Raw genomic sequence first — 26,625 nt, 5'->3', positions numbered from 1 at the left:
CACATACGTGCGCACCCACCTCCCTCACCGGACAGTCTCTGGAGGAGCCACGGCGATGGCGGAATTCACCAGTTCGAGCATCACGATCGAGGCTGCGGCGGTCGACGTCATGGGCGTGATCGCCGACTTCGCCCGCTACCCCGACTGGACGGGCGAGGTGAAGGAGGCGCAGGTGCTGGAGACCGACGGCCAGGGCCGCGCCGAGCAGGTCCGGCTCGTCATGGACGCGGGCGCGATCAAGGACGACCAGACGCTGGCGTACACCTGGGCCGGCGCGAACGAGGTCTCCTGGACGCTGGTCAAGTCCCAGATGCTGCGCTCGCTCGACGGCTCCTACCTCCTGAAGCCGGTCGGCGACTCGGTGACCGAGGTGACCTACCAGCTGACCGTCGACGTCAAGATCCCGATGCTCGGGATGATCAAGCGCAAGGCGGAGAAGGTCATCATCGACCGGGCGCTGGCGGGCCTGAAGAAGCGGGTCGAGTCCGGGGCGTAGACCGCCGAGCCGCCGTCCCGGCCGCGGGCGTCCGCGCGGCCGGACGAGAGGGGCCGGCCCGGCCGGCCCCCTCTCGGCGTCGGTGAGCACCCTTGCGCTGGGTTACCGTTCACCCTCATGCGCACCATCCTGATCACCGGGCAAGGCGGCAGCGGCCGTACGACGGTCGCGGCGGCCACGGCCGTCGAGGCGGCCCGTGAGGGCGCGCGGACGCTCGTGCTGAGCGCGGACCGGGTCGACGCCCTCGGAGCGGTGCTCGGCGTGGCGACCGGACCCGAGCCCGTCCGGGCCGCGCGGAACCTCACCGCTTGGCGGCCCGACGCCGCGGCCGGGTTCCGCGAGGACCTCGTCGCCTTCCAGGACAGAGCCGCGTCCGTCCTCGGAATGCTCGGCGCCGCCCGGCTGGACGCCGAGGAACTCACCCCCCTGCCCGGCGCCGAGGAACTCGCCCTGCTGCGGGCGCTGCGCGACGCCGCGCTGTCGGAGGCCTACGACCTGCTCGTCGTCGACCTGCCGCCCGCCCCCCAGGCACTCGCGCTGCTCGCCCTCCCGGAGGAGCTGCGGCGCTACCTGCGGCGGCTGCTCCCGCCCGAGCGGCAGGCGGCCCGCGCGCTGCGGCCGATCCTCGGACGGCTCGCCGGAGTGCCGATGCCCGCCGAGTGGCTGTACGAGACGGCCGGCCGGTGGGACGTGGAGCTGGCCGCCGTCGCGGCGATCGTGGAGGACCCGGGGACGACGGTGCGGCTGGTCGCCGAGCCGGGCCCGGCCGGCGCCGACCACGTACGCCTCGCGCGCCTCGGACTCGCCCTGCGGGCCCTGCCCGTCGACATGCTGATCGCCAACCGTGTGCTGCCCGAGGGCACGCACGAGACCTGGCTCGCCGGCCTCGTCTCCCAGCAGCGCAAGGCGCTGGAGGAGTGGGAGGAGGCGCCCGCGCCGAGCGGGGCGCGTTCCGTGCGGCGCGTCGCTCACCTCGGCCACGACCCCCGCGGCGGCGACGACCTCGACGCCCTCGGGGTCCCCGGTACGGGTGACGTCCCCGCGCGCGTCGAGTGGGCCGTCACCGACAACCTCGGGGACGAGGGCGTGTTCGTGTGGCACATCCCGCTGCCCGGGGCGATACGGGACGAGCTGGATCTCCTCCGGCGCGGCGACGAGTTGGTCGTCACGGTGGGGCAGTTCCGCCGTATCGTTCCGCTCCCGTCGGCACTGCGCCGCTGCACGGTCGACGGCGCGGCCCTGCGCGACGGCGAACTGAGGATCCGATTCGCGCCGGACCCGCTGTTGTGGCCCCGGACACGGTGAACCGCATACCCCCGTTCGGGTAACGTCGAAGGTACGAACCGTAGGCAGGAGCCCGCCATGAGCGAAGAGCGCCCCACGTCCGACGCCGGTCGTCAGGACGCGGCCGAGGAGGAGCGGTCGGCCGAGCAGGACCGCACGACCGACCGGGTGCGCGCGACCGACTCCGACGCCTGGGCGACCGCGTGCGAGGAGGACCTCGCCGCGGAGAAGGCCCGCCGCCGGGCGAAGTACGGTCCGCCGCCGGGCTCGGCCGCCGAGGAACTGCGCAAGCTGGTCGACACCGTCGCGGAGAAACTGTCCGGGCTGCAGTCGCCGTTGCTCGGCGCGGTCGCCGGCGGAGCGGCCCAGCAGATGGTCAGCCAGGTCGTCCGGCAGGCCAAGGCCGCCGTCGAACCGGTCATCGAACGCAACCCGGACGTCTTCGACCACCTCGCCTCCGCGGGCGGCGAACTGCTCGCCGCGTACCGCTCCGCCGTCGAGGCCCAGGAGCGCCGCTGGACGAGCCGGGACGCCTCCCACCGGGAAGGCCGTGGCCAGGGCGACGAACCGGGCCCCGGAGAGCGGATCGACCTGGACTGACGCCCGGCGTCCGCCCGGCGGACGCCGGGACTGCGGGGGCGGGGCCTCGGGTACGGTTGGCCGTAGCGGGGCTCGACCGAAACTGAGGGATTCATGGGACTCACCATCGGCGTCGACATCGGCGGAACCAAGATCGCGGCCGGTGTGGTCGACGAGGAAGGCAACATCCTCTCGACCCACAAGGTGCCGACCCCGGGCACGCCCGAGGGGATCGTGGACGCCATCGCCGCCGCCGTCGAGGGCGCGCGAGCCGGACACGAGATCGTCGGTGTCGGCATCGGCGCGGCCGGTTACGTCAACCGGGAGCGGTCGATGGTCTACTTCGCCCCCAACATCGACTGGCGCAACGAGCCGCTCAAGGAGAAGGTCGAGGCCCGTGTGGGCCTGCCGGTCGTCGTGGAGAACGACGCCAACGCCGCCGCGTGGGGCGAGTACAAGTTCGGCGCCGGCAAGGGCCATCGCAACGTCATCTGCATCACCCTCGGCACCGGCCTCGGCGGCGGCATCATCATCGGCAACAAGCTGCGCCGCGGCCACTACGGCGTCGCCGCCGAGTTCGGCCACATCCGCATGGTTCCCGACGGGCTGCAGTGCGGCTGCGGCTCGCAGGGCTGCTGGGAGCAGTACGCGTCGGGCCGGGCGCTTGTCCGCTACGCCGCGCAGCGCGCCAACGCCACTCCCGAGAACGCCGAGCTCCTCCTCGGCCTCGGCGACGGCACGCCCGACGGCATCGAGGGCAAGCACATCTCCATGGCCGCCCGGCAGGGCGACCCCGTCGCCGTCGACTCCTACCGCGAACTCGCCCGCTGGGCCGGCGCCGGCCTCGCCGACCTCGCCTCCCTCTTCGACCCCTCCGCGTTCATCGTGGGCGGCGGCCTGTCGGACGAGGGCGAACTGGTCCTCGACCCGATTCGCAAGTCCTACAAGCGCTGGCTCGTGGGCGGCAACTGGCGCCCCGTGGCCGAGGTCATCGCCGCCCAACTGGGCAACGACGCCGGCCTGGTGGGCGCGGCGGACCTGGCCAGAGAGCCCGACCCGATCATGTAGCCGAGAGGTACGCCCCCGTGCCCCCGTCCTGGTTCTCCAGGGGGCGCGGGGGCGTATCGGCGTACGCCCGGCGCGTGGCCCGGGAAACACGCCCCACCGGCACCCGCACAAGGACAAATGCACCCGAGTCCTTGGGCGTACATTGATCCACATGACGCCGCTGCCCAACTCCCGCACGGACCCCGACGGTTCGGCGATCATCCGCGTCCTCAGCTACAACATCCGCTCGATGCGGGACGACACCGACGCCCTCGCCCGGGTGATCACCGCCTGCGCCCCCGACCTGGTCCTCGTCCAGGAGGCGCCCCGTTTCTTCCGCTGGCGCAAGAAACTCGCCAGGCTCGCCGCGGCCTCCCAGCTGGTCACCCTCTCCGGCGGCGCCACCGCCTCCGGCCCCGCGCTGCTGTGCAGCCTGCGCGCCACCGTCGAACAGACCGACGACGTGCTCCTGCCCCTCACCCCCGGCCTGCACCGACGCGGCTTCGCCACGGCGGTGGTCCGCTTCGGCCGCGCCCGGCTCGGCGTCCTGTCCTGCCACCTCTCCCTGCAGAAGGACGAGCGGTACGAACAGGGCGGCCTGCTCCTGGACCGGCTGGCCGCCCTCGGTGTGACGCACGCGGTCGCGGGCGGCGACCTCAACGAGCGACCGGACGGCCGTACCTTCCGCCGCCTCGCCGGAGAACTCCAGGACTGCTGGACCACCACCCCCTGGGGCGGCGAGTACAGCTCCACGCCCACCGACCCCCACCAGCGCATCGACGCGATCCTGGCCACCCCCGGCATCGAGGTCCTCGGCTGTGGCGTCCCCCTCGACCACCCCGGCATCAGCGAGGACGATCTCAGGACGGCCACGGACCACCTGCCGGTCCTGGCCGCCCTCCGGGTCCCCGCCGAGCCCTAGCCGGGGGCGGCGGGGACTGCCGCGACCCGGCCTCCGCCTCGGCTCCGTCCGCGGCACCGTCGAGGGCCCGCCCGGAACACTCCCGGACGGGCCCTCGTACGACGCCGGCCGCGGGGTCAGACGACCGCGCCCCGGCCGGGATCGTCGTCCCCTTCGTCGTCGGCGTTCATCCGCATCACCAGGGTGGCGAAACCGCCGAGGAAGCCGCCGATGCCGAGGGTGGTGAGCCACCAGGTCATCTCCCAGCCGAGCAGGACGGCGAGCAGCAGCAGAACCGGGCCGCCGATCACCCCCAGCCAGGCGAACTTGGCGGTCGCGTCGGCCTCCGGCAGCGGGGGCGGCTCGGGCGGCACGAAGTGGCCCTCCCCGTCCCCGTCCTCGTCCTCGTCGTCGGAGTCCGGGTCGCCCGGGTCCTCGCCGACCGGGTCGGGCACGCTGTAGTCGCGCGGGCCCGCGCCGACGCCGGGTGCGAACGCCACCGAGCTGCCCAGCGGCCTGGGGGCGGCGGGGCCGGCGGCGTCCGCGGCGTCGGGGGACTTGTCCTCGGCGTCCTCCGGCTCGGCCTCCAGCAGGGCGAGATCCTCCACCGACCGGAACGGCTTGGTGCCCGGCGGGTCCGGGGGCTCGGTGCCGAACCCGGCCACGATGGCCCGCCACGCGGCGTCCTCGTCGAACGGCACGTGCTGCTCCTCACCGGCGGACCCGCCCGGCGGTTCGCCGGACGAGGCGCCCGCGGAGCCGCCCGAGGAGCCGCCCGGGGTGTCGCCGGGCGAGGCGCCGAGAGGCGCTCCCTTCTCCTCCGGCTCACGCTCGGAGTCGTGCTCAGCCACCAGTGGCCGTCCCTTCCCTCTGCTCCAAGGATCCCGGACCGGTCTGTCCCGCGGATCCCGAGTCAGACTGCTGTACGGATTCCGCGTCGGACTCCTTCACCCGCGCCGCCCCGGACTCCGTCACGAGCCGGGTGACGAACGCGAGGCTCTCCTCGAAGATCCGGCCCGCATCGTGGTCCAACGTCGCGACATGGTGGCTCTGTTCCAGCAGGATCTCCGTGACGTCCGTGGACGACACCCGGCCGAGGACGCGCTCGGAGTCGACGGGCGGCACCACATGGTCCCGCGGGCTGTGCAGCAGCAGCAACGGCTGGGTCACCTGGGGCAGTTCGCCGTCGACGAGACGCAGGAAACTGCGCAGCGAGTGCGCCGCGTGGAGCGGCACATGGCTGTACCCCACCTCCTCGACGCCCTCCTTCGCGATGTCGCTGGTGATCCCCTTGGTGGTGGGGACGAAGTGCCGCAGCAGGGGGAGGGCGTGCGCGGCCGGGCCGTGCACCTTGTTCGCCGGGTTGACGACCACCACGCCGTCGACCGCGTCCCCGTGCTTGGCTGCCAGCCGCAGCGCCAGCGCGCCGCCCATGGACAGCCCCGCGACGAAGACGTGCGCACAGCGCTCGCGCAGGGCCCGCAGCTCGCGGTCCACCTCCGCGTACCAGTCCTGCCAGCCGGTCGGACGGAGGTCCTCCCAGCGGGTGCCGTGTCCCGGCAGCAGGGGCAGCGCGACGGTCAGCCCCCGCGCGGCGAGATATTCCGCCCAGGGGCGCATCGACTGCGGGGACCCGGTGAACCCGTGACAGAGGAGTACTCCGACCTCCCCGCCCTCGTGGTGATACGGCTCGGCTCCAGGAAGGACCGGCACGGTTCGGTCTCCTGTTCGTGAGAAAGGTGTGAATGAGTGCGGATGTGGTTCACCGTACGCGACCGCTCCGACACCGACCAGGGGCTTCGCCCGGTGGTGGCCGACACCGGCCAGGGGCGTAGGACCGTTCTCCTGGCGTCCGGGTTAAGGTCTGATCCTCAGAACAGAGAGAGGCACTCGGGTGTTGTACGGCGCGATGAAGGTCGCTATCGGGGGACCGCTCAAGGTCACTTTCCGGCCCTGGGTGGAGGGTCTGGAGAACATTCCGCCCGAGGGCGCGGCGATCCTCGCGAGCAACCACCTCTCCTTCTCGGACTCCTTCTTCCTCCCCGCGGTCCTCGACCGCAAGGTCACCTTCATCGCGAAGGCGGAGTACTTCACCACCCCCGGGGTCAAGGGCAAGCTGACGGCCGCCTTCTTCAAGGGGGTCGGCCAGCTCCCGGTGGACCGTTCCGGGGCGCGGGGCGCGGGTGAGGCCGCCATCAACAGCGGTGTACAGGTCATCGAGAGCGGCGAGCTGTTCGGCATCTACCCCGAGGGCACCCGCTCGCCCGACGGCCGCCTCTACCGGGGCAAGCCCGGCGGCCTGGCGCGGGTGGCCCTCGCCACCGGCGCGCCCGTCATCCCCGTCGCCATGATCGACACGGAGAAGATCCAGCCGCCGGGCAAGGTCCTGCCGAAGGTGATGCGCCCCGGCATCCGGATCGGCAAGCCCCTCGACTTCAGCCGCTACCAGGGCATGGAGCACGACCGCTTCGTGCTGCGGGCGCTGACCGACGAGGTCATGTACGAGATCATGAAGCTCTCGGGCCAGGAGTACGTGGACATCTACGCGACCGCCGCCAAGCGGCAGATCGCGGAGGCGGCGAAGGCCGAGAGGGAGGCCGACAAGGCCGCCAGGGCGGCCCTGGTCAAGGCCGAGAAGGAAAAGGCGGCCAAGGACCGGCCGGCCGGGGAACAGCGGGGACGGGCGGAGGACACCCGGGCCGACCGGGACCGGCCGGCTTCGTAACGGCCGCTTTCCCGGGTACGGTCGCGTTCCCGGACGCGATCGTCGTGGGGTCCGGTGGGTGGGTGGGGGATATGCCTGAGCGCGAACGAGTCATGCGCATGTCGGTCGAGCAGCCGCTGTGGCGTGCGCTCACCGGCTACCGGGTCCTGACGGCGGTCTACGCCGTCGGCCTCTTCCTCAGCGCGTACGACAAGTTCCCCCGTCCGTGGCCGGCCATCGCCTACCTCGCGGTGCTGGTCGCCTGGACGCTGCTGACCCTGCCGAAGGTGGCGAGCGCGGCCGGCTGCACCAAGCGGTTCCTCGCGGCCGACCTCACCATCGCCATCGTCGGCATCCTGCTCACCCGGCTCGCCGACTCGGCCGCCCGGGTCGAGGCCGGCGGCCCCACCCTGCCGTCCATATGGACCGCCGGCGCCGTGCTGGCCTTCGCCATCAAGGGCGGCTGGCGCTGGGCCGCCTTCGCCTCCACGCTCATCGCCGCCGCCAACCTGATCCACCGCGGCGCACCCACCCGCGACACCGTCCACAACGTGCTCCTGGTCTGGGTCGCCTCGATCGCCATCGGGTACGTCGTCGAGGTGGCCCGCGCCTCCGAGCGCACCCTCGCCCGCGCCCTGGAGATCGAGGCCGCCACCCGTGAACGGGAACGCCTCGCCCGGGACATCCACGACGGCGTCCTGCAGGTCCTCGCCATGGTCCAGCGGCGGGGCACCGCCCTCGGCGGCGAGGCGGCCGAGCTGGGGCGCATGGCGGGCGAGCAGGAGGTCGCGTTGCGCACCCTGGTCTCCGGCGGCCTGGTCCCCGTCTCCCGGATCTCCGAGGACGCGGCCCGGGGAGCGCTCGTACGGGTGGTGGACGAGCCGGACCCCGACGCCGACGCCGGCCCGATGGATCTGCGGGCCCTTCTCGCCCCGTACGCGAGCGCGACGGTCACCTTCTCGGAGCCCGGCGGACCGGTGCCGCTGCCCCCGGCGGCCGCGCGGGAGCTGGCGGCGGCCGTGGGCGCCGCCCTGGACAATGTGCGCGCGCACGCGGGCGACGGGGCACGGGCCTGGATCCTGGTCGAGGACTGGCCGGACGAGATCGTCGTGACCGTACGGGACGACGGCCCCGGCATCCCCGACGGCCGGCTCGCCCAGGCCGAGGGCGAGGGCCGGCTCGGCGTGGCCCTCTCCATCCGGGGACGGCTGCGCGACATAGGCGGCACGGCCGAACTGATCTCGGTGCCCGGACAGGGCACCGAAGTGGAACTGAAGGTGCCCAGGGCCGCGGAACGGCCCAAGGGCGTACGGGGGAAGGCGGAGAAGCGGTGACGGAGCGCGTGGAGAGCGAAGAGAGTGTGCGCGGCGGCGGGCCGGTGGACGTGGGCGCACCGTCCGGCGGGGGCGGCCCGATCCGGGTCATGGTGGTCGACGACCACCCCATGTGGCGCGACGCCGTCGCCCGTGACCTGGCCGAGTCCGGCTTCGACGTGGTCGCCACGGCGGGCGACGGCGAGCAGGCGGTGCGGCGCGCCGGAGCCGTCGCACCGGACGTCCTCGTCCTGGACCTGAACCTGCCCGCGAAGCCGGGGGCGCAGGTCTGCAAGGAACTGGTCGGCGCGAACCCGGCGTTGCGGGTGCTGGTCCTGTCGGCGAGCGGGGAGCACGCGGACGTCCTGGAAGCGGTGAAGTCCGGCGCGACGGGTTACCTGCTGAAGTCGGCCTCGACGGAGGAGCTGGTCGACGCCGTACGCCGTACCGCGGTCGGCGATCCGGTCTTCACCCCCGGTCTCGCGGGCCTGGTCCTCGGCGAGTACCGCCGTCTCGCCTCCGAGCCCGCCCCCGCGCCGGGCGCCGACGAGCCCAAGGCGCCGCAGCTGACCGACCGCGAGACCGAGGTGCTCCGGCTCGTCGCCAAAGGGCTGAGCTACAAGCAGATCGCCGAGCGCCTCGTCATCTCCCACCGCACCGTCCAGAACCATGTGCAGAACACCCTCGGCAAGCTCCAGCTCCACAACCGGGTGGAACTGGTCCGCTATGCCATAGAGCGCGGGCTCGACGACGTGTAAACGTCATGAATCACCCCATAGGGTGAAGGCGATTTGATCAACTTCGATCAACTCACCCTCTATCAACAGCAATTCGCCGGAATTGACCTTCCCGCGCATGTCGAAGTGACCTGGATCACTATTAGCGTGACCCTCACCAGGCAACCGCGGCGAAGGGACTTTTCCATGCGCGTCGGAGTACTCACCGGAGGCGGCGACTGCCCCGGGCTCAACGCCGTCATCCGGGGCGTCGTGCGCAAGGGCGTGCAGGAGTACGGCTACGACTTCGTCGGCTTCCGGGACGGCTGGCGGGGGCCGCTGGAGAACGACACCGTCCGCCTCGACATCCCCGCCGTCCGCGGCATCCTGCCCCGCGGCGGCACCATCCTCGGCTCCTCGCGCACCAACCCGCTCCAGCAGGAGAACGGCATCCGCCGTATCAAGGACAACCTCGCCAAGCAGGAGGTCGACGCGCTCATCGCCATCGGCGGCGAGGACACGCTCGGGGTGGCCGCGCGGCTGTCCGACGAGTACGGGGTGCCGTGCGTGGGCGTCCCCAAGACCATCGACAACGACCTCTCGGCCACGGACTACACCTTCGGCTTCGACACCGCCGTCGGCATCGCGACGGAGGCCATCGACCGCCTCCACACCACCGCGGAGTCGCACATGCGCGTGCTGGTGGTGGAGGTGATGGGCCGGCACGCCGGCTGGATCGCCATCCACTCCGGCCTGGCCGGCGGCGCCAACGTCATCCTCATCCCCGAACAGCGCTTCGACGTCGACAAGGTGTGCGCCTGGGTGACGTCCCGTTTCAAGGCCTCCTACGCGCCGATCGTGGTCGTCGCGGAGGGGGCCATGCCCAAGGACGGCGAGATGGTCCTCAAGGACGGCTCGCTCGACTCCTTCGGCCACGTCCGGCTCTCCGGGGTCGGTGAATGGCTGGCCAAGGAGATCGAGAGGCGTACGGGCAAGGAGGCCCGTACGACCGTCCTCGGCCACGTCCAGCGCGGCGGCACGCCCTCGGCCTTCGACCGCTGGCTCGCCACGCGCTTCGGCCTGCACGCCATCGACGCGGTCCGTGACCGCGACTTCGGCAAGATGGTGGCCCTGCGCGGCACGGACATCGTGCGCGTCCCGATCGCCGACGCGACGGCCAGGCTGAAGACGGTGGATCCGAAGCTGTACGAGGAGGTGGGGGTCTTCTTCGGCTGAGGGCGCCCGGTGGCGCGGGGCGCGGGTTCGTGGGCGGGTGCGGCTCCGGTGGGGCTTCTCGCGCAGTTCCCCGCGCCCCTTGAAGCCCCAGCCCCTGCTTTTCAGGGGCGCGGGGAACTGCGCGACTATGCCCCCACCCGCCCCGCACCCGACCCACGACCCCGCACCACCCCGCGGCCCCCTGTACCGCTATACCGCCCGCAGTGACTGAACCCCCGCCACCAGCTGACGCACCACACTCACCCCGTCCAGCGTCAGCACCGACTCCGGATGGAACTGCACTCCCGCGAACCCGGCCCCGCGCAGCGCGTGCACCTCACCGCTCCCGCTGCGGCTGACCTCCACCCCGTGGGCCGCCAGCTCCCCGGCCGTGCCGTCGTCGCAGCGGGCCACGAAACTGTTGTAGAACCCCACGGTCTCCTCCCTGCCGAAGAGATCGATCGCGGTCTGCGCCCCCTGGTAGGGCACCTCCTTGCGCACGATCTCCAACCCCAGCTCCGACGCGATGAGTTCGTGCCCGAGGCACACCCCGAGCACCCCGTATCGATGCCCGCGCAGCACCTCGGCGGTCAGCGACCGCAGGAAGCGCATCTTCGGGTCGCCGAGGTCGCCCGGATCCCCGGGGCCGGGCCCGAGGACCACCACCCCCTCGTGCGCGAGCACGGCCTCCCGCAGCCCCGGCTCGTCGTACCGCCGTACCGTGACCTCCAGCCCCGAGGACCTGAGCAGGTGCGCGAGCATCGCGGTGAACGTGTCCTCGGCGTCCACGACCAGCGCGTGCCCGGTCAGCTCGGCCGTCCGCTCCCGCATCCGCAGCCAGAACGGCGCCAGAGCCCCCCGCCGCCCGTCCAGCGCGGCCCGCACCCGGGGGTCGTCCGCCAGCGCCGGCCCCACCCGTTCCGGGCCGGGCCGCCTCGGCCGCACTCCCAGCGCGGCCAGCACCCCCGCCGCCTTCGCGTGGGTCTCGGCGACCTCGCCCGCCGGATCGGACCCCCGGACCAGCGTGGCCCCCACCGGCACCTTCAGCCGTCCGTCCGCCGCGATGTCGGCGGTCCGGATCAGGATCGGCGAGTCCAGGGTCTGCGCCCCTCCCGAGTCCCGTCCCAGCAGCGCCAGCGCCCCCGCGTAGTACCCGCGCCCGACACCGTCCCGCCCGACGGGCTCGTACCGCTCGATCACCCGGCACGCGTTCTGCACGGGCGACCCGGTGACCGTGGCGGCGAACATCGTCTCCTTCAGCACCTCCCGCACATCCAGCGAGGACCGCCCGCGCAGCTCGTACTCGGTGTGCGCGAGGTGGGCCATCTCCTTCAGCCGGGGTCCGACCACGACCCCGCCCATGTCGCCGACCGTGCACATCATCTTGAGCTCCTCGTCGACGACCATCGACAGCTCCTCGATCTCCTTGCCGTCGGCGAGGAAGGCCAGCAGATCCTCCGGTGTCGGCCCCTCGGCCGGATAGCGGTAGGTCCCGCTGATCGGGTTCATCACGACCGTCCCGCCGGACATCCGTACGTGCACCTCCGGGCTGGCGCCGACCAGCGTGCGCTCACCGGTGTGCACCACGAACGTCCAGTACGCGCCCCGCTCGCCCCGCAACAGGCGCCGGAACAGCGCGAGCGCGTCGGCCCGCCCGAAGCCCGGGACCGTGCCCTCGTAGGTCCGCCGGATCACGAAGTTCGCGCCCTCGCCCCGCCCGATCTCCTCGCGCAGGACCCGGCCGACGATCTGCGCGTACTCCTCGTCGTCCACGTCGAAGCCCCCGCCCTCGACCCGGACGTCGTGCGCGGGCAGCTCCGCGAGGACCCGGTCCAGCGGCAGCTCGTACGACTCCTCGGGCACCAGCACGGACAGGGGTGTGCCGTCGTCGCGGACGTCGAAGCCGCGTTCCCGGATCTGCCGGAAGGGCACGAGCGCCAGCCCCTCGTCGGGCAGGTCGGCGAGCCGCTCGCAGGTGGTCACCGGACCGATCAGCAGCTCCACCGTGTCGTGGTCGTGCAGGCCCGGTGTGCGGCGGCGCAGCAGCGCGAACGGGCGGTCGTCGGACAACAGCCGGGTCAGGTCCATGGGTTCCTCTTCCCTGGGGATCACGGTCTCGCGGTGATCGGGGAGGAGCGGCCGGGCCCTGGAAACGCCGAAGGCCGCCCCCCGGGCGGCCTTCGCGAAGTCTTGCGTACGCGCAGTCAGTGGGCCGCCGGATGAGCGGTCCACCACCAGTTCTGGATCGAGTGCGCGAACATGCGCCGCACCCTACCCGACATCTCCCCGGAACTCATGCGAGGCTGCTGAACGTGTCCGGCGGCAGAACGGTGATCCAGGACGCCTACGCCGCGTCCCGCTATGTGGGCCTGCAGGGCGGCATGACCTGGACCGACGGCGCCGGACTGCTGAACTTCGCCTTCCACAAGGGCTGCGCGCTCCAGCCCGCCGTCTTCTCGCACACCTGGGTGGGCGACACCCGGGCCACCACGGCCTGCAACCGCACGGTCGACGGGAAGGTGTACGCCAACGGCAACTGGGCGGTGGGCACGCCCCAGGCCCTGAGCTACTGGCCGAAGCTCGGCGCGGACCCGGTGGAGGAGCTGTGGGGGCTGACCGAGCACATCTGCGCCGGTACGACGCTGCGCGCGAGCTTCCCCCACGAGTTCGAGGCCGTGGAGGAGCCCGACGAGAAGCGGAACGCCTGTGACGGCTACAGCGCCGCCGTCAACCTGTCGCTCAGGACGGTCTTCGCGGTCGGCTTCGACGACAGCGCGGTCATGAACCTGCACTGACACCGGCGGCACCGCCGTCACCGGCCGGGCCGACCGTCCGACGAACCCCGCTCCCGATCGAGCGGGGTTCGTCTCACTTGATGAGCAAGGGGATGGACGCCCGACACGACCCCGTAATGTGGAGGTCGTGACCGTGAACGCTAAGTCCAGCGCGAGCGCTGGCAACACCTGGCGAGACCTTCCCGCGGCGCAGCAGCCCGAGTACCCCGACACCGAGGCTCTGCGCGCAGTCGTTGCGGAGCTCGAGTCGTATCCGCCGCTCGTCTTCGCGGGCGAGTGCGACCAGCTGCGCGCCCGGATGGCGTCCGTCGCCAAGGGAGAGGCGTTCCTCCTCCAGGGCGGCGACTGCGCCGAGGCCTTCGACGCCGTGTCGGCCGACCACATCCGCAACAAGCTGAAGACGCTGCTCCAGATGGGCGCGGTCCTCACGTACGCGGCCTCCGTGCCGGTCGTGAAGGTCGGCCGTATCGCCGGTCAGTACTCCAAGCCGCGCTCCAAGGGCACCGAGACCCGCGACGGCGTCACCCTGCCGACCTACCGCGGCGACTCGGTCAACGGCTTCGACTTCAACGAGGCCGCCCGCATCCCGGACCCCGAGCGCCTGAAGCGGATGTACCACGCCTCGGCCTCCACGCTGAACCTGGTCCGCGCCTTCACCACCGGCGGCTACGCCGACCTGCGCCAGGTGCACGCCTGGAACCAGGACTTCGTGAAGTCGTCCCCGTCCGGCCAGCGCTACGAGCAGCTCGCCCGCGAGATCGACAACGCGCTGAACTTCATGCACGCCTGCGGGACCGACCCGGAGGAGTTCCGCACCGTCGAGTTCTTCTCCTCGCACGAGGCGCTGCTGCTCGACTACGAGTCGGCGCTGACCCGCGTGGACTCGCGCACGGGCCGTCTCTACGACGTGTCGGCGCACATGGTGTGGATCGGTGAGCGCACCCGGCAGCTGGACCACGCGCACATCGAGTTCGCCTCGCAGATCCGCAACCCGATCGGGATCAAGCTCGGCCCGACGACCACGGCCGAGGACGCCCTGCGCTACATCGAGCGCCTCGACCCGGACCGCGAGCCCGGCCGGCTCACCTTCATCGTGCGCATGGGCGCGGACAAGGTCCGCGACAAGCTGCCCGAGCTGGTCGAGAAGGTCACCGCCTCGGGTGCGACGGTCGCGTGGATCACCGACCCGATGCACGGCAACACCTACGAGGCGGCCTCCGGCCACAAGACCCGCCGCTTCGACGACGTGCTCGACGAGGTCAAGGGCTTCTTCGAGGTCCACAAGGGCCTCGGCACCCACCCGGGCGGTATCCACGTGGAGCTGACCGGCGACGACGTCACGGAGTGCGTGGGCGGCGGCGACGAGATCTTCGTCGACGACCTGCACCAGCGCTACGAGACCGCCTGCGACCCCCGGCTCAACCGCAGCCAGTCCCTGGACCTGGCGTTCCTCGTCGCGGAGCTGTACCGGGACTAGTAGCTGATCAGCAGGGGATGCGCCTGTTACAGGAGCGCGAGGTGGGGCGCGGATCACATACGATCCGTGCCCCACTCCACTTTTGCGCTTCGGGCCCGCCGGGTAAGGTTAGGTTAGCCTCACCGATCATCGGGATGGCGCCTCGTATTCGATCCCGGCGGGAGGTGGACCGCGTGTTCGTGTGCAGTTGCTTCGGTGTCACCGAGCAGCAGGTCAGGAAACATGCGGCGGACGGCGCCTGCACCCCCCGCCAGATCGCGTCGGCCTGCAAGGCGGGCACGGACTGCGGGTCGTGCGTACGCCGGATCCAGGCGCTCCTCGGCAGGGGCGCGTACCCGCGCCCGGAGCCGGTCGAGCAGGGGGCGGCGGTCTACGCCGAACTCGAGGAAGCGGCCTAGTCGAGGCCCGGCCCACCCTCGGCCCGCGCCCGCTCAGCTCTCCGGCTGCTCGATCAGCTGTGCGATGTAGAGCGCCTCGCCCAGCTTCTCCAGAAGTTCCAGCTGGGTGTCGAGGTAGTCGATGTGGTGCTCCTCGTCCGCGAGGATCGACTCGAAGATGTTCGCCGAGGTGATGTCACCCTTGTTGCGCATCACCTCGATGCCGCGCTTGAGGCGGTCGATCGCCTCGACCTCGACCTGGCGGTCCGCCTCGAACATCTCCTTGACCGTCTGGCCCACCCGGACGTGGAACAGTCGCTGGTAGTTCGGCAGCCCGTCCAGGAACAGGATCCGGTCGGTGAGTACCTCCGCGTGCTTCATCTCGTCGAAGGACTCGGCACGCGTGTACTTCGCGAGCTTCGTCCAGCCGAAGTTCTCCTGCATCTTCGCGTGCAGGAAGTACTGGTTGATCGCGGTGAGCTCCGCGGTCAGCTGCTCGTTGAGGAATTCGATGACCTCGGGGTCGCCCTGCATCGCAGAAGCTCCTTCCAAGCGGGGGAACTGGGAGGTTGCGCCGCGATGATTGCACCGCAGTCGAAGATCGTCCAGTAAGTGCGAGCTTAGTAAGTAAGCACAGCCTTAGCTCTAAATGTCCGAGTCGGGTGGACCCTGGTCATGTGCACCGGTCGAGGTCTGTCAGGATGGAGTCATGGGTCAGCCGGTGGAACGCGAATCAGGAGATCGCGCATCTGAGAACGCGGCGTCGTCGCAGCTCCCGCCGGGACAGCGGCTCCAGCGCGGCTGGCCGGTCACCCACTACGGGCCCGTCCCCAAGTTCCGTCCCGAGCGCTGGGACTTCCGGGTCTTCGGCGCCACCGCCGACGGTGAGAAGCACTGCTGGAACCACGACGAGTTCACCGCCCTGCCGTACGCCTCGGTCGTCGCCGACCTGCACTGCGTGACGAAGTTCAGCATGGTCGGCGCGGAATGGGGCGGCATCCCGGCCCGCACGATCCTCGCGACCGCGCCGCCCGCCCCCGAGGTCACCCATGTGATGGTGTGGGCCGAGTACGGCTTCAGTTCCAACCTCCGCCTCGCCGACTTCGCCGACGACCGCACGATCTTCGCCACCCACAAGGACGGCGAACTCCTCACCGCCGAACACGGCTTCCCGCTCCGCCTCGTCGTCCCCCACCTTTATGCCTGGAAGGGCCCCAAGTGGGTCCGCGGCATCGAGTACATGACCGCCGACCGCCGCGGCTTCTGGGAGGAGCGCGGCTACCACAACATCGGCGATCCCTGGCAGGAGCAGCGCTACTCCTACCAGGAGGAGCCCGGGGAGGGCCCCGAACTCTGACGCGGCGTGCCCGGGCCCGGGTGCGTCAGCCGTCCCGGAGCTTCTTCAGGCGCTCCACGTCCGCCGCGTGCCCCTCCTTGCCCCCGGGGGTCTCGATGATCAGGGGGACGCCCTCGGTGGCGGGGTGGGTCATCAGCGCGCGGAACGGGTCCTCGCCGATGTGACCGGAGCCGATGTTCTCGTGGCGGTCCTTGTGGGCACCGACCACGTCCTTGGAGTCGTTGGCGTGGATCAGCTTCAGCCGGCCCTCGCCGACGGTCTCCACCAGCAGGTCCAGGGTCCGGTGCATCCCGTCCGGCCCGGTCAGGTCGTGCCCCGCCGCGAAGATGTGGCAGGTGTCCAGGCACACGCCCAGCTTCGGATGGGCGTCCAGCGCCTCGAAGTACGGCCCGAAGTCCCAGGTGCGCGAGCACAGCGAGGATCCCTGGCCCGCCGTCGACTCCAGGAGCAGACACGGGTCGTCGTCGTGGGTCAACTCGTCCAGCAGCGGCAGCAGATACTCACGCACCTGCTTCAGCGCCACCGACCGGTCCCGCCCGCCCGTCGCGCTCCCGGTGTGCACGACGACCCCCAGCGCGCCGATCTCCCGGCCCCGCCGCAGCGAGTGCCGCATCGACTCCACGGACCTCTCCGCCGTCGCCTCGGTGTGCGACCCGAAGTTGATCAGGTACGGCGCGTGCACGTACGCGGGGATCGACTCCTCGGCGCAGGCCGCCCGGAACTCCTCGTCCTGCCGGGGGTTGCCGGTCGGAGTCGCCCAGCCGCGCGGATTGGCCACGAAGACCTGGACCGTCTCGGCCCGTAGATCACGTGCGTACGCCAGCCCGACGGAGTTCAGGCCACCGGCGACCGGGACATGCCCGCCGACGGGGTTCCGGGACGGGCCGGGAAGGCGGGGGAGGTCGGGAAGGCCGGGGGACTGCTGGGTGCTCACGGCACCCAGGGTGTCATGCGGCCGACGGCGCCCGGCCGGCGGCTCCGGCGGCCGCCCCGTCAGCCGATCTCGATCGTGATCTTCGAGCCCTTGGGCGCCGTGTCGCCGCCGTCGACCGACTGGCCCTTCACCTCGTCGGCGAAGAAGCCGAGGATGCCCCGGTCCTCCTCGACCTGGAAGCCGGCGGCCTCCAGCCGACGCGTGGCCTCGTCGACGTTCTCGCCCACGACGTCGGGGACCTCGACCAGCACGGGGCCCTTGGAGAGCGTCAGGGTGACGGTGTCGCCCGTGCCGACCTGCTTGCCCACGCCCGGCGACAGCTCGGCCACCAGACCCTTGTCGTACTCGGAGTTGACCCGCCGCGAGGCGATCTTCACCTTGAGGCCGGCCTCCTCCAGCTGGGTTCTGGCGTCCTCGACCGAGGCGCCGCCCAGCTCGGGCACCTGCACCGGGGCGCCCCGGCTGACCACGATCCGGACGGCCGTGCCCGCGGAGACCTCGGTGCCGGAGTCCGGCTGCGTGCGGATCACCTGGCCCCGGACGACCTCGTCGCTGAACTCCCTGTTCACCAGGCCCGGTTCGAGACCGTCGCCCTTCAGCCGGTCCTTCGCGAGGTCGAGCCGGAGGCCCGTCGTCTCGGGCACCTTCACGGTCTCCGGGCCCCTGGAGATCGTCACCGTCACGGAGTCGTTGTCCCGGATCCGCTCCCCGGGGGCCGGGTCGGTGCCGATCACCTTGCCGCGCTCGACCGTGTCGCTGTACGCCTCCTTCACGTCGACGTCCAGCCCCGCGCCCTCCAGCCGCTTCGTGGCGTCCGCCTCGCTCTGCTGCAACACCGCCGGGACCTGTGTGAACTGGCCCGAGTTGATGTACCAGATGCCGCCGCCCACGCCGAGGACGAGCAGCACCGCCACGACGGCCGCCAGCAGCCCGCGCCGGGAACCGGGGACGGCCCGTGTGCGCCGGGAGGGCGGCGGGGGCGACCGGAAGCGGCTCGTGCGGTCGACCGGGTGGGGGTCGAGCCCCACGGACCGCGACACGGCCAGCGAGCGCGGAATCACGCTCGTCCGGTCCTCCGCGTTGTCATGGCCGCCGGCTATCGCCTGCGGCGGCACCGCGTCCAGCTGCTCCTCGCTCAGCGCGGCCCGCGCCTGGAGCGTCTGCGCGAGCAGCGCGACGGCGTCGTAGGGCCGCAGCTGCGGATTGCGCGCGGTCGCGGAGGCGACCAGCGCGTCCAGCTCGTACGACAGCCCCGGCACGGCGGCCGACGGCGGCGGCACGTCGTCGTGCAGCGCGTGGTACAGCACCTGCGCGGGGGAGTCCCCGGCGTGCGGTTTGCCGCCGGTGAGCATCTCGTAGAGCGTCACACCGCACGCGTAGACATCGACGCGGGCGTCGGTCGTGCCGTGCTCCAGCTGCTCGGGGGCGAGGTAGGAGACGGTGCCGAGGACGCTGCCGGTGGTGCTGGTGACGGTGTCCACGGCCCGTACGAGCCCGAAGTCGGCGACCTTGACCCGGCCGTCGTCCCCTATCAGCACGTTCTCCGGCTTCATGTCCCGGTGCACGAACCCGGCGCGGTGCGCGGCGCCGAGCGCGGCGAGCACCGGCTCCAGGATGTCCAGCGCCGCCCGGGGCTGCAGGGCCCCACGGTCGCGCAGCACGTCGCGCAGGGTGCAGCCGGCCACGTACTCCATCGCGAGATAGACGTACGAGCCGTCCGTGCCCTGGTCGTAGACCCCCACCACGTTCGGGTGGGACAGCCGTGCCACCGACTTGGCCTCGCGGATGAAACGCTCGACGAACGTCCGGTCCGCGGCCAGCGTCGGATGCATCACCTTGAGTGCGAGCACGCGGTCGAGGCGGGTGTCCACGGTCCGGTAGACCGTGGCCATCCCGCCGACCGCGATCCGCGCCTCGACTCGATACCGGCCGTCGAGCACCTGGCCGACAAGCGGGTCCTGAAGGGTCGTGTCCACGCAGGTGAGTCTACGAGCCGCCGCCGACGGGCCCAGGGGCGGCGGGGCTCCGGGGCCGTACTGCAGCAGAGCTGTGACCCGGGTCCTGGGGCTGTGACAGGCGGCCGCGCGACCGAACTCGTTCGGCTGTTCGAGTGAGGGTCTGATGGCGTGAGATCCGACTCAGAAAGCGGGACGCTCCGGATCCAGCCGCGCCAGCCCCTCGACCGGTGACGACGCCTGCGCGAAGTGCCGACGCGGGATACGGCCCGCCCGGTACGCCAGCCGGCCCGCCTCCACCGCGTGCCGCATGCCCTCGGCCATCAGGACCGGCTCCTGGGCCCGGGTCACGGCGGAGGCGAGCATCACCCCGGCGCACCCCAGCTCCATCGCGAGGGCGACGTCCGAGGCCGTCCCCGCGCCCGCGTCGAGGATCACCGGCACACGCGCGTGCTCCACGATCAGCTGGAAGTTGTGCGGGTTGCGGATGCCGAGCCCCGACCCGATGGGCGAACCGAGCGGCATGATCGCGGCACAGCCCACGTCCTGGAGCTTCCGCGCGAGCACCGGATCGTCGTTCGTGTAGGGCAGCACGGTGAACCCGTCGTCGACGAGCGTCTCGGCGGCGTCGAGCAGTTCGACGGGGTCGGGCAGGAGGGTGCGCTCGTCGGCGACGACCTCCAGCTTGACCAGCGACGTACCGAGCGCCTCGCGCGCGAGGCGGGCCGTCAGCACGGCCTCGCCCGCCGTGAAACAGCCGGCCGTGTTGGGCAGCACACGAATGCCGAGCCGGTCGAGCACGGACAGCACCGAGCCGTGCACGGACGCGTTCACGCGGCGCATCGCCACCGTCGTCAGCTCCGTGCCGGAGGCCACCAGCGCCCGCTCCAGCACGTCCAGGCCGGCCGCTCCGCCGGTGCCCATGATCAGGCGGGACGAGTAGGTCGTACCGCCGAGGACGAAGGGGTCGTCTGCCATGGGATCAGCCTCCTTGGACGGCGGTGAGGACCTCGACACGGTCCCCCTCGGCGAGTGCGGTGGTCGTCCACCGCGCGCGCGGGACGACGGTTTCGTTGAGCGCGGCGGCGACACCGGAGGGCGACGCGGTGAGCGTCCGCACCAGCGCGTCGAGCGCCGTGCCGGGAGCGATCCGCCGGCGCTCTCCGTTGACGAGGACGGTCAGCGTCCCGGTGGTGTTCATACGGGCTGCTCCAGGAGTTCGCGGGCCGCGCCGGCGCGGAACCGCAGCGGGGTGAAGTCGCGTGCCTGCGCCGGCAGTTCACCGGTGGTCAGCACATGGGCCAGGACGTCACCGGTGACCGGGGTGAGGAGCACCCCGTTGCGGTGGTGCCCGGTCGCGAGGATCAGACCGTCGAGCCCGGTGGGGCCGAGGAGCGGCGCGTTGTCCGGGGAGGCGGGGCGCAGGCCCGCGCGGGTCTCGGTGAGCGGGAGTTCGGTGATCCCGGGGACGAGTTCATGGGCGTCCCGCAGCAGTTCGTACACCCCGCCCGCGGTCACCGTGGTGTCCCAGCCCTGCTCCTCGCTGGTCGCGCCGACGACGAGTTCGCCGTTCTCGCGCGGCACCAGGTAGACATGGCTGCCCCGCACCACGGCCCGTACCGTACGGCTCAGGAAGGGCGCGTACGGCTTCGGCACCGTCAGCCGCAGCACCTGTCCCTTCACCGGCCGCACCGGCGGCACCACGTCCCGCGGGATCCCGGCGAGCCGCCCGCTGAGGCTGCCCGCGGCGAGGACGACCCGCTCCGCGGCCAGCCGGTCACCATCGCCGGTCCGGACCCCGGTGGCCCGCTCCCGGACCACCGACAGCTCCTCGGCCCTGGCCCGGTGGAACACGACCCCCGCGCGTTCGCAGGCCGCGACGAGGGCCCTGGAGAGCCGCCTCGGGTCGATCTGGTGGTCCCCGTCGGCCCGCAGTCCGCCGCGCACCCCCGGCGCGAGCATGGGCTCCAGGCGGCGGCAGTCGCGGCCGCTCAGCCACTCCGAGTCCAGGCCCGACCGGCGCTGCAGGGCGTGCAGTTCACGCAGATGGGCGCGGTCGTCCGCGTCCAGCGCGACGGCGAGCGTGCCGCAGCGGCGGTAGCCGAGGTCGAGGCCGGTCGCCTCCGTCAGCTCGGCCACGAAGTCCGGATAGAGGCGCGCGGACTCCATGTTGAGCCCCAGCAGCGTCTGCTCGCCGTAGTGCAGTTCGGTGACGGCGGCGAGCATCCCGGCCGCCACCTGCGCGGCCCCGCCGCCGGGCGCGGGATCGGCCACGGCCGTGGCGAACCCGCGCAGCGCGGCCCGCCACGCCGTCACGAGCCCGATGATTCCGCCCCCCACGACGAGGACGTCTGACGTGTGCGTACGCGACATGGGCGTCCAGCCCCTCCCTTCGCCGGCATGACCCGGATCAGGTTCGTACGGTCGGAGGCCGCCAGCCTCCCTCTCAGCCCGGTGCGTCCGGGCTCCCGCGAGTGCTCTACGGTGGCCCACCCTAGCCCTCGCCGTTCGTCCCAGAAAGGGAGCCTCCGCCCATGGCCCGCTCGCTCGACGGTCTCGTCCTCGCCCCGGTCGCCGACCAGGCCCCCGGTCAGGTGGGCACCCGGACCCGGTTCGTCTACCACGAGCGGGACGGCGAGATCTGGGCCGAGTACGCGGGCGGTGACGTCGTGCGGGGCCATCTCGTGGGCACGCGCGCGGGGGACCGGCTGGACTTCCGGTACGCGCAGCTGAAGACCGACGGGACCACCGCCTGCGGGCACTGCGTCTCCCTCGTGACCGAACTCGCCGACGGGCGCGTCCGGTTGGAGGAGACCTGGGAGTGGGAGTCGCGGCCGGGCAGCGGGACGAGCGTGGTGGAGGAGGTCGGCGAGCGGGCGGACCCGCCGCCGGGGAGCGACCCCCGCCCGACCGGCTGACCGACCGAATGCCGGTTGTCTATGGTGACCGGGTGAGCGAGCAGACGCAGCACAGGAGCGGGACGCCGGCGCGGCGCGTGGTCGTCGTGGGCGCGGGCATGGCGGGCGTGCAGACCGCGGTCGCGCTGCGCGAACAGGGCTTCACCGGCGACGTGACACTGATCGGCGCCGAGCCTCACCAGCCCTACGACCGCCCGCCGTTGTCCAAGGCCGTGCTGCTCGGCAAGGCCGAGGGCTCCGCCTTCGACGTCGACTTCGAGGCGCTCGGCATCGAACTCCGGCTGGGCCGCGAGGTGTCCGGCCTGCGCCCCGCCGACCACGCGCTCGACACGGCCGCCGGGCCCGTCCCGTACGACGTCCTGGTCCTCGCGACCGGCGCGGAACCGATCATGCTGCCGGGCGCCGAGGGTGTGCCCGGGGTGCATCTGCTGCGGACCCTGGACGACGCCGAGCGGCTGCGGCCCGTACTGGCCCGCCGGCACGACATCGTGGTCGTCGGCGCGGGCTGGATCGGCGCCGAGTTCGCCACGGCCGCGCGCGAGGCGGGCTGCGCGGTGACGGTCGTCGAGGCCGCCGACCGCCCGCTCGCGGGCGCGCTCCCGGCGGAGGTGACCGCGCCGATGACCGCCTGGTACGCCGACAGCGGCACCACCCTGCGCACCCACGCGCGCGTGGAGCGCGTCGAGCCCGGGACGGTGGTCCTGGACGACGGGACCCGGGTGCCGGCCGGCGCGGTCGTCGTGGGGATCGGCGCCCGCCCGGCCACGGGCTGGCTCGCGGGCTCGGGCGTCGAACTGGGCGCGCACGGCGAGGTGGTGGCCGACGACCACCTGCGCGCCTCCGCGCCCGATGTCTACGCGGTCGGCGACTGCGCCTCGTTCCCCTCGGGCCGGTACGGCAGGCGCCTCCTCGTCCACCACTGGGACAACGCCCTCCAGGGCCCCCGCACGGTCGCCGCGAACATCGTCGGCGAGACCCCCGAGCCCTACGACCCGGTCCCCTACTTCTGGTCCGAGCAGTTCGGGCGCTTCGTCCAGTACGCCGGTCACCACGCCTCGGCCGACACCATGGTCCGGCGCGGCGACCCCACCGGCGCCGCCTGGTCGGTCTGCTGGCTCCGCGAGACCCGGCTGGTCGCCCTTCTAGCCGTCGGCCGTCCCCGGGACCTGGCCCAGGGCCGCCGCCTGATCGAGGCGGGCACGCCGATGGACCCGGAGCTGCTGCGGGACCCGGCCCGGCCCCTGAAGGCGGCGACGGCCTAGCGACCACCCTCGTCGGAGGGAGGCCCGGCTACCCACTGTCGGTCCCAGATGGCAGTCTTGGAGGCGTGACCGAGATTGACGCAAAGATCGATGCTCTCGTCCCCGCGTGGCTGACCCTGCCCGACATCGCAGAGATGCTGGACGTCGAGGTGACCCGCGTGCGGCAGCTGGTGAAGGAAGGCCAGCTCATCGCCGTACGCCGTGGTGAGAACCGCGCGCTGCACGTCCCCGCCGCCTTCATCGACGAGGACAAGGTGGTCAAGGGCCTGACCGGCACCCTGACCCTGCTGAGGGACGACGGCTTCAGCGACGAAGAGATGCTGGAGTGGCTGTTCACTCCGGACCCGAGCCTGCCCGGCACGCCGGCCCAGGCCCTGAGCGAGAATCGCGGCACGGAGGTGAAGCGCCGCGCCCAGGCGCTCGCCGTCTGACCCGGACGCCCGCCCCACCCGCAGCACCGAGACAGCACCGACGCAGCCGCCCGGACGGCGTACGGAAGCCGTGGCCCATGAGGGCGGGGCTCCCGTACGCCGCACCGACGGCCCACCGCCGACGGGGGACCCACCCATGCCCGACGCCGCAGCCCGGCTCGCCGACGCCCGGCTCTACCTCTGCACGGACGCCCGCAGGCGCCAGGGCGACCTGCCGGAGTTCCTGGACGCGGTCCTGGGCGGCGGCGTGGACATCGTGCAGCTGCGCGACAAGGGCATGGAAGCCGCCGAGGAGCTGGAGCACCTCCACATGTTCGCCGACGCGTGCCGGCGGCACGGCAGGCTGCTGGCCGTCAACGACCGCGCGGACGTCGCGCACGCCATCGGCGCGGACGTGCTGCACCTGGGCCAGGGCGACCTTCCGGTCCCCGCCGCCCGCGCCATCCTCGGTGAGCGCGTCCTCGTCGGCCGTTCCACGCACGCCGAGGAGGAGGCGGCCGCCGCGGCCGTCCAGGAAGGCGTGGACTACTTCTGCACGGGCCCCTGCTGGCCCACCCCGACCAAACCCGGCCGCCACGCCCCCGGCCTGGACCTCGTGCGGTACACCGCCACCCTCGGCACCGACCGCCCCTGGTTCGCCATCGGCGGCATCGACCTCACCAACCTCGACGAGGTCGTCGAGGCCGGCGCCCGCCGGGCCGTCGTCGTCCGGGCGATCACGGAGGCCGACGACCCCGGAGCCGCCGCGGCGGAGTTCACCGAGCGCCTGCGCGCCCTCTGACCGGCCCCGCCCCGCCCACGGCTGTCCAAGGCGTGGACAGCAGGTCGGCAAAACGGACAAAATTCCCAGCTCTGGTTGGGGGACGGCCGTGACCTGACTAACCTGCCGGTATGGCCCTAGGAACTGCTTCGACCAGGACTGATCACGCACGCACCGTGCGCGACATGCTCGCCACGGGCAGGACCACGTACTCCTTCGAGTTCTGGGCGCCCAAGACGGAGAAGGGCGAGCGGAACCTGTGGAACGCCCTGCGCAGGATCGAGGCGGTCGCCCCCAGCTTCGTCTCCGTGACGTACGGCGCCGGCGGCTCCACCCGGGCCGGCACGGTGAAGGCCACCGAGCAGATCGCCGCCGACACCACCCTCACCCCGGTCGCCCACCTCACCGCGGTCAGCCACTCCATCGCCGAGCTGCGCAACATCATCGGCCAGTACGCGGACGCCGGGATCCGCAACATGCTCGCGGTCCGCGGCGACCCGCCCGGCGACCCCATGGGCGAGTGGATCGCGCACCCGCAGGGCCTGACGTACGCCGCCGAACTCGTCCGACTGATCAAGGAGTCGGGCGACTTCTGTGTCGGCGTCGCGGCCTTCCCGGAGATGCACCCGCGCTCCCCGGACTGGGACAGCGACGTGGCGCGCTTCGTCGACAAGTGCCGCGCGGGCGCCGACTACGCGATCACGCAGATGTTCTTCCAGCCGGAGTCGTACCTGCGTCTGAGGGACGCGGTGGCCAAGGCCGGCTGCGAGACCCCCGTCATCCCGGAGGTCATGCCCGTCACCAGCGTGAAGATGCTGGAACGGTTGCCGCAACTCAGTAACGCCGCCATCCCGAACGCCCTGAAAGAGCGGATCGTCACAGCCAAAGACGATCCGGCCGCTGTACGCTCCATTGGCATCGAGTTCGCCACGGAGTTCTGCGCGAGGCTGTTGGACGAAGGAGTCCCCGGACTTCACTTCATCACCCTGAACAATTCCACCGCGACTCTGGAAATCTACGAGAACCTGGGTCCGCACCACCCATCACGGGCCTAGACCGGTCGCACTCGCGTACGACACACTGCGTAGCGGCCACAGGGAGAGGGGCGTACATGGGCTGGACGGTCCTCTATATCGCGTTCGGTGTCGTCGCGCTGTGGCTGCTGGGCGAGGTGCTGCTGCAGTACAAGGCGCGTCTGCGCTGGCGGCTGCTGGCCTTCGCCGGCTTCCTCTGTGTCGTCCTCGGTGTGCTCATCCCCAACGTGATCGTCATCGCGCTGGGCGCGATCGCGTTCGCCACCGGGCAGACCTACGTGACCCTCTCGTTCCGCCGCGGCTTCGAGGCCGGGTGGGCCGTCCGCCCGCGCACCGGCGAGGACGAGGGCGAGGAGCAGGGCGGCGTCAAGCCCCCCAGGTCCGCCTTCGCCAAGGCCGGCAAGAAGCGGCGGCGCGGCGAGCCGACCCAGGATCCGGCCCTGGAGGCCATGGACCTGGACTCCACCGCTGCCGGAACGTACCGGCAGGGCGACGACCCGTTCGACGACCGCGACGACGACGTGTTCGTCCGCCCGCAGTCCGCCCCCGCCACCGTGTACTCGCCGGAGCCCATGCCGGACGACACGAACACCTACGGCGTCTACCGCGAGGACAACGCCTACGCGGGTGCCGCCGACCAGCCCTACGCGACCGCCGACCAGTCCGCGCAGGACGAGGCCTTCGCCTACTACGGCTACGACCAGCAGGGTTACGGCTACGACCCGAACCAGCAGCAGTACGCCGCCTACTCGGACCCGTACATCGGCACGCAGACGTACGACGCCACGGCCTCGTACGACCAGTCCTACGGGCAGCAGGGATACGCGCAGCAGGGTTACGGCCAGGACCAGTACGGCAACGGCGGCTACGGCGAGACACCGCCCGGCGGTGTCTGGGTGCCGCAGCAGCGCAACACCGACGACCCCTTCGGCTCCGACCTCCCGGGGGACGAGCAGTACCCGTACCAGGGCAACGGCAACGGCAACGGCAACGGCAACGGCAATGGCAACGGCAACGGCAACGGCCAGAACGGCTACGACGAGCAGCAGTACCGTTTCTGAAGGCTTCTC

The 26,625-nt window shown here is 72.0% G+C and carries 29 protein-coding genes and 1 riboswitch; of the genes, 19 read left to right on the top strand and 10 right to left on the bottom strand.

Translation table 11 applies throughout. From position 1 onward, the window contains the following. Nucleotides 1-55 precede the first annotated feature (55 nt). The 5 genes from STRBO_RS0129835 (at nt 56) to STRBO_RS0129815 (ending at nt 4,328) form a co-directional block, all read left to right on the top strand. On the top strand, nt 56-496 hold the full coding sequence (locus STRBO_RS0129835) for an SRPBCC family protein (protein ID WP_005478288.1): 441 nt from the start codon (nt 56-58) through the stop codon (nt 494-496). Nucleotides 497-613: 117 nt separating this feature from the next. Further along, complete coding sequence (locus STRBO_RS0129830; RefSeq protein WP_005478287.1) at nt 614-1,801, top strand: ArsA family ATPase; 1,188 nt, start codon at nt 614-616, stop codon at nt 1,799-1,801. Nucleotides 1,802-1,858: 57 nt separating this feature from the next. Next, complete coding sequence (locus tag STRBO_RS0129825; protein ID WP_005478286.1) at nt 1,859-2,380, top strand: DUF5304 domain-containing protein; 522 nt, start codon at nt 1,859-1,861, stop codon at nt 2,378-2,380. 93 nt (nt 2,381-2,473) lie between these two features. Further along, nucleotides 2,474-3,427, top strand: coding sequence for an ROK family glucokinase (locus STRBO_RS0129820; RefSeq protein ID WP_005478285.1), 954 nt, complete (start codon nt 2,474-2,476; stop codon nt 3,425-3,427). Nucleotides 3,428-3,578: 151 nt separating this feature from the next. Then, nucleotides 3,579-4,328: an endonuclease/exonuclease/phosphatase family protein gene (locus STRBO_RS0129815; protein WP_028796919.1), complete on the top strand. Its 750-nt coding sequence runs from the start codon at nt 3,579-3,581 to the stop codon at nt 4,326-4,328. A 116-nt stretch (nt 4,329-4,444) separates the two neighbouring features. Here the strand turns inward: STRBO_RS0129815 and STRBO_RS0129810 are convergent, their stop codons facing one another. Then, the gene (locus STRBO_RS0129810) at nt 4,445-5,158 is read right to left on the bottom strand and encodes a hypothetical protein (protein ID WP_005478282.1); all 714 of its coding nucleotides are present in this window, start codon (nt 5,156-5,158) and stop codon (nt 4,445-4,447) included. Beyond that, the gene (locus STRBO_RS0129805; protein ID WP_005478281.1) at nt 5,151-6,020 is read right to left on the bottom strand and encodes an alpha/beta hydrolase; all 870 of its coding nucleotides are present in this window, start codon (nt 6,018-6,020) and stop codon (nt 5,151-5,153) included. Before STRBO_RS0129805 ends, STRBO_RS0129810 begins: the two co-directional genes overlap by 8 nt. A gap of 196 nt (nt 6,021-6,216) precedes the next feature. On the opposite strand from STRBO_RS0129805, the gene STRBO_RS0129800 reads away from it, so the two are divergent. The 4 genes from STRBO_RS0129800 (at nt 6,217) to STRBO_RS0129785 (ending at nt 10,276) form a co-directional block, all read left to right on the top strand. Continuing rightward, nucleotides 6,217-7,032, top strand: coding sequence for a lysophospholipid acyltransferase family protein (locus STRBO_RS0129800; protein WP_020665630.1), 816 nt, complete (start codon nt 6,217-6,219; stop codon nt 7,030-7,032). Nucleotides 7,033-7,103: 71 nt separating this feature from the next. Then, the gene (macS, locus tag STRBO_RS0129795; RefSeq protein WP_028796918.1) at nt 7,104-8,345 is read left to right on the top strand and encodes a MacS family sensor histidine kinase; all 1,242 of its coding nucleotides are present in this window, start codon (nt 7,104-7,106) and stop codon (nt 8,343-8,345) included. Between the two features lie 89 nt (nt 8,346-8,434). Next, nucleotides 8,435-9,082: a response regulator gene (locus STRBO_RS0129790; RefSeq protein WP_028796917.1), complete on the top strand. Its 648-nt coding sequence runs from the start codon at nt 8,435-8,437 to the stop codon at nt 9,080-9,082. A gap of 165 nt (nt 9,083-9,247) precedes the next feature. After that, nucleotides 9,248-10,276 carry a 6-phosphofructokinase gene (locus tag STRBO_RS0129785; protein ID WP_020115266.1) on the top strand — a complete coding sequence of 343 codons (1,029 nt, stop codon included), beginning with the start codon at nt 9,248-9,250 and terminating at the stop codon, nt 10,274-10,276. A gap of 189 nt (nt 10,277-10,465) precedes the next feature. On the opposite strand, the gene STRBO_RS0129780 is transcribed toward STRBO_RS0129785, so the two are convergent. Both STRBO_RS0129780 and STRBO_RS46095 read right to left on the bottom strand, forming a co-directional pair. Beyond that, nucleotides 10,466-12,343 (bottom strand): phenazine-specific anthranilate synthase component I, encoded by a 1,878-nt coding sequence (locus STRBO_RS0129780; protein WP_005478276.1) that lies wholly within the window; start codon nt 12,341-12,343, stop codon nt 10,466-10,468. Between the two features lie 116 nt (nt 12,344-12,459). After that, nucleotides 12,460-12,516 (bottom strand): trp operon leader peptide, encoded by a 57-nt coding sequence (locus STRBO_RS46095; protein ID WP_076973970.1) that lies wholly within the window; start codon nt 12,514-12,516, stop codon nt 12,460-12,462. Between the two features lie 51 nt (nt 12,517-12,567). Between STRBO_RS46095 and STRBO_RS0129775 the strand changes: the two genes are divergently transcribed. The 3 genes from STRBO_RS0129775 to STRBO_RS0129765 all read left to right on the top strand — a co-directional run bounded on the left by STRBO_RS0129775 (nt 12,568) and on the right by STRBO_RS0129765 (nt 14,925). Continuing rightward, entirely contained in the window at nt 12,568-13,050 is a 483-nt protein-coding gene (locus STRBO_RS0129775; protein WP_005478275.1) for a hypothetical protein, read from the top strand. A gap of 127 nt (nt 13,051-13,177) precedes the next feature. Continuing rightward, complete coding sequence (locus STRBO_RS0129770) at nt 13,178-14,527, top strand: class II 3-deoxy-7-phosphoheptulonate synthase (RefSeq protein ID WP_028796916.1); 1,350 nt, start codon at nt 13,178-13,180, stop codon at nt 14,525-14,527. A 164-nt stretch (nt 14,528-14,691) separates the two neighbouring features. After that, complete coding sequence (locus STRBO_RS0129765) at nt 14,692-14,925, top strand: (2Fe-2S)-binding protein (protein ID WP_005478272.1); 234 nt, start codon at nt 14,692-14,694, stop codon at nt 14,923-14,925. 33 nt (nt 14,926-14,958) lie between these two features. On the opposite strand, the gene bfr is transcribed toward STRBO_RS0129765, so the two are convergent. Further along, entirely contained in the window at nt 14,959-15,438 is a 480-nt protein-coding gene (gene bfr, locus STRBO_RS0129760; RefSeq protein WP_005478270.1) for a bacterioferritin, read from the bottom strand. Between the two features lie 175 nt (nt 15,439-15,613). Between bfr and STRBO_RS0129755 the strand changes: the two genes are divergently transcribed. Beyond that, nucleotides 15,614-16,261: a sulfite oxidase-like oxidoreductase gene (locus tag STRBO_RS0129755; RefSeq protein ID WP_005478268.1), complete on the top strand. Its 648-nt coding sequence runs from the start codon at nt 15,614-15,616 to the stop codon at nt 16,259-16,261. A gap of 25 nt (nt 16,262-16,286) precedes the next feature. Here STRBO_RS0129755 and STRBO_RS0129750 read toward each other — a convergent pair whose 3' ends face one another. The 5 genes from STRBO_RS0129750 to thiO form a co-directional block, all read right to left on the bottom strand. After that, a complete protein-coding gene (locus STRBO_RS0129750) occupies nt 16,287-17,195 on the bottom strand; it encodes a deoxyribonuclease IV (protein ID WP_005478266.1) in 909 nt (302 codons plus the stop codon). Nucleotides 17,196-17,254: 59 nt separating this feature from the next. Beyond that, nucleotides 17,255-19,171, bottom strand: a complete 1,917-nt coding sequence (gene pknB / locus STRBO_RS0129745) for a Stk1 family PASTA domain-containing Ser/Thr kinase (RefSeq protein WP_005478265.1) — start codon at nt 19,169-19,171, stop codon at nt 17,255-17,257. A 162-nt stretch (nt 19,172-19,333) separates the two neighbouring features. Continuing rightward, complete coding sequence (locus STRBO_RS0129740) at nt 19,334-20,128, bottom strand: thiazole synthase (RefSeq protein ID WP_005478263.1); 795 nt, start codon at nt 20,126-20,128, stop codon at nt 19,334-19,336. Between the two features lie 4 nt (nt 20,129-20,132). Next, the gene (gene thiS / locus STRBO_RS0129735) at nt 20,133-20,351 is read right to left on the bottom strand and encodes a sulfur carrier protein ThiS (RefSeq protein ID WP_005478261.1); all 219 of its coding nucleotides are present in this window, start codon (nt 20,349-20,351) and stop codon (nt 20,133-20,135) included. After that, nucleotides 20,348-21,523 carry a glycine oxidase ThiO gene (gene thiO, locus STRBO_RS0129730; RefSeq protein ID WP_005478259.1) on the bottom strand — a complete coding sequence of 392 codons (1,176 nt, stop codon included), beginning with the start codon at nt 21,521-21,523 and terminating at the stop codon, nt 20,348-20,350. The genes thiS and thiO overlap by 4 nt, the downstream gene beginning before the upstream one ends. Further along, a riboswitch (TPP riboswitch) is annotated at nt 21,521-21,632 on the bottom strand. Its footprint overlaps the gene before it by 3 nt. A gap of 52 nt (nt 21,633-21,684) precedes the next feature. Here thiO and STRBO_RS0129725 point away from each other — a divergent pair. From STRBO_RS0129725 to STRBO_RS0129700, 6 genes are all read left to right on the top strand, one after another. Beyond that, nucleotides 21,685-22,068: an avidin-fold protein gene (locus tag STRBO_RS0129725; protein WP_005478258.1), complete on the top strand. Its 384-nt coding sequence runs from the start codon at nt 21,685-21,687 to the stop codon at nt 22,066-22,068. Nucleotides 22,069-22,100: 32 nt separating this feature from the next. Continuing rightward, complete coding sequence (locus STRBO_RS0129720; protein ID WP_028796914.1) at nt 22,101-23,330, top strand: NAD(P)/FAD-dependent oxidoreductase; 1,230 nt, start codon at nt 22,101-22,103, stop codon at nt 23,328-23,330. Nucleotides 23,331-23,395: 65 nt separating this feature from the next. After that, nucleotides 23,396-23,761, top strand: a complete 366-nt coding sequence (locus STRBO_RS0129715; RefSeq protein WP_005478255.1) for an Rv2175c family DNA-binding protein — start codon at nt 23,396-23,398, stop codon at nt 23,759-23,761. Between the two features lie 136 nt (nt 23,762-23,897). Continuing rightward, nucleotides 23,898-24,542, top strand: coding sequence for a thiamine phosphate synthase (gene thiE, locus STRBO_RS0129710; RefSeq protein WP_005478254.1), 645 nt, complete (start codon nt 23,898-23,900; stop codon nt 24,540-24,542). 110 nt (nt 24,543-24,652) lie between these two features. Further along, nucleotides 24,653-25,576 (top strand): methylenetetrahydrofolate reductase [NAD(P)H], encoded by a 924-nt coding sequence (metF, locus tag STRBO_RS0129705; RefSeq protein ID WP_046913840.1) that lies wholly within the window; start codon nt 24,653-24,655, stop codon nt 25,574-25,576. Nucleotides 25,577-25,632: 56 nt separating this feature from the next. After that, nucleotides 25,633-26,616 (top strand): hypothetical protein, encoded by a 984-nt coding sequence (locus tag STRBO_RS0129700; RefSeq protein ID WP_005478252.1) that lies wholly within the window; start codon nt 25,633-25,635, stop codon nt 26,614-26,616. Nucleotides 26,617-26,625: the final 9 nt, after the last annotated feature.

It is taken from the genome of Streptomyces bottropensis ATCC 25435 (genome assembly GCF_000383595.1).
GTDB classification, from domain to species: Bacteria; Actinomycetota; Actinomycetes; order Streptomycetales; family Streptomycetaceae; genus Streptomyces; species Streptomyces bottropensis.
This window is presented reverse-complemented; position numbering and strand designations above follow the sequence as displayed.

Coding starts and splice junctions, on each gene's coding strand:
- STRBO_RS0129785 (WP_020115266.1), top strand. CDS start 9,248: ATGCGCGTCGGAGTACTCACCGGAGGCGGCGACTGCCCCGGGCTCAAC.
- bfr (WP_005478270.1), bottom strand. CDS start 15,438: ATGCAGGGCGACCCCGAGGTCATCGAATTCCTCAACGAGCAGCTGACC.
- STRBO_RS0129820 (WP_005478285.1), top strand. CDS start 2,474: ATGGGACTCACCATCGGCGTCGACATCGGCGGAACCAAGATCGCGGCC.
- thiS (WP_005478261.1), bottom strand. CDS start 20,351: ATGAACACCACCGGGACGCTGACCGTCCTCGTCAACGGAGAGCGCCGG.
- STRBO_RS0129830 (WP_005478287.1), top strand. CDS start 614: ATGCGCACCATCCTGATCACCGGGCAAGGCGGCAGCGGCCGTACGACG.
- STRBO_RS0129725 (WP_005478258.1), top strand. CDS start 21,685: ATGGCCCGCTCGCTCGACGGTCTCGTCCTCGCCCCGGTCGCCGACCAG.
- STRBO_RS0129790 (WP_028796917.1), top strand. CDS start 8,435: ATGGTGGTCGACGACCACCCCATGTGGCGCGACGCCGTCGCCCGTGAC.
- STRBO_RS0129740 (WP_005478263.1), bottom strand. CDS start 20,128: ATGGCAGACGACCCCTTCGTCCTCGGCGGTACGACCTACTCGTCCCGC.
- metF (WP_046913840.1), top strand. CDS start 24,653: ATGGCCCTAGGAACTGCTTCGACCAGGACTGATCACGCACGCACCGTG.
- thiE (WP_005478254.1), top strand. CDS start 23,898: ATGCCCGACGCCGCAGCCCGGCTCGCCGACGCCCGGCTCTACCTCTGC.
- STRBO_RS0129780 (WP_005478276.1), bottom strand. CDS start 12,343: ATGGACCTGACCCGGCTGTTGTCCGACGACCGCCCGTTCGCGCTGCTG.
- STRBO_RS0129800 (WP_020665630.1), top strand. CDS start 6,217: ATGAAGGTCGCTATCGGGGGACCGCTCAAGGTCACTTTCCGGCCCTGG.
- macS (WP_028796918.1), top strand. CDS start 7,104: ATGCCTGAGCGCGAACGAGTCATGCGCATGTCGGTCGAGCAGCCGCTG.
- STRBO_RS0129700 (WP_005478252.1), top strand. CDS start 25,633: ATGGGCTGGACGGTCCTCTATATCGCGTTCGGTGTCGTCGCGCTGTGG.
- STRBO_RS0129815 (WP_028796919.1), top strand. CDS start 3,579: ATGACGCCGCTGCCCAACTCCCGCACGGACCCCGACGGTTCGGCGATC.
- STRBO_RS0129825 (WP_005478286.1), top strand. CDS start 1,859: ATGAGCGAAGAGCGCCCCACGTCCGACGCCGGTCGTCAGGACGCGGCC.
- STRBO_RS0129755 (WP_005478268.1), top strand. CDS start 15,614: ATGGGTCAGCCGGTGGAACGCGAATCAGGAGATCGCGCATCTGAGAAC.
- STRBO_RS0129835 (WP_005478288.1), top strand. CDS start 56: ATGGCGGAATTCACCAGTTCGAGCATCACGATCGAGGCTGCGGCGGTC.
- thiO (WP_005478259.1), bottom strand. CDS start 21,523: ATGTCGCGTACGCACACGTCAGACGTCCTCGTCGTGGGGGGCGGAATC.